The organism is Candidatus Thiosymbion oneisti, assembly GCF_004359955.1.
Classification (GTDB): domain Bacteria; phylum Pseudomonadota; class Gammaproteobacteria; order Chromatiales; family Chromatiaceae; genus Thiosymbion; species Thiosymbion oneisti.
This window is the reverse complement of sequence record NZ_SMSC01000133.1, coordinates 1-587: the sequence shown is the minus strand read 5'-3', so window position 1 is coordinate 587 and position 587 is coordinate 1. Positions and strand designations below refer to the sequence as shown.

The following is a 587-nucleotide window of genomic DNA, read 5'->3' as shown; positions in this document are numbered from 1 at the left end:
ACCTGGACAGGCTTGGCCTGTTGGCGTCGGGCGCAAGACTCCCGGAACCCACCCACGCCGCGCCGGTTGACCACCCGTAGGAGGTTGTAGCCAAGCACCATCAGGCTCATCTCACCGCGGACCTTGTGGAAGCCACGCACCAGGAAGTGGTCGCAGCCGAACCAGCGCTTGAGCGTACCGAAGGGATGTTCGACCAGACCGGCACGCTGACGCATCCGTCCTACCCCCTGTTCAGCCATCCGTTGCCGATGGGCCTCGACCAACACCGCGTGCTCGCTACGGTAGATACGGCGCGCAGCACCGGAGTCGGGCCGGCACACCGCCTTCAGCGGGCAGTTCCGACACGGGCTGACCGGGCGGCTGTAGCGGGTGCGCCGAGTGCCGTTCTTCTGATGCGGCTGACCGCGCGGGGGGAGCAACTCGCCGGCGGGGCAGATGTCGACATCTAAGGGTACGGTTGTACGAGAACCGCTCGCCGCTGAGGCGGCCGTGGCCGGTAACTGCCTGGTGCTGATCCGGGATGGGGACCTAGACCGTGGCCCCAGCCGCTTCGCAGGCGGCCAATTCGGCCTCACTGGAGTAGCCGG

Annotated in this window: 1 protein-coding gene; it reads right to left on the bottom strand. The window is 67.5% G+C overall.

Annotation, left to right across the window (positions count from 1 at the left end; genetic code table 11):
- Positions 1-419: transposase (locus E1958_RS19760; protein ID WP_166664719.1), on the bottom strand; the 419-nt coding region annotated here is incomplete at its 3' end.
- Between the last annotated feature and the right edge of the window lie 168 nt (positions 420-587).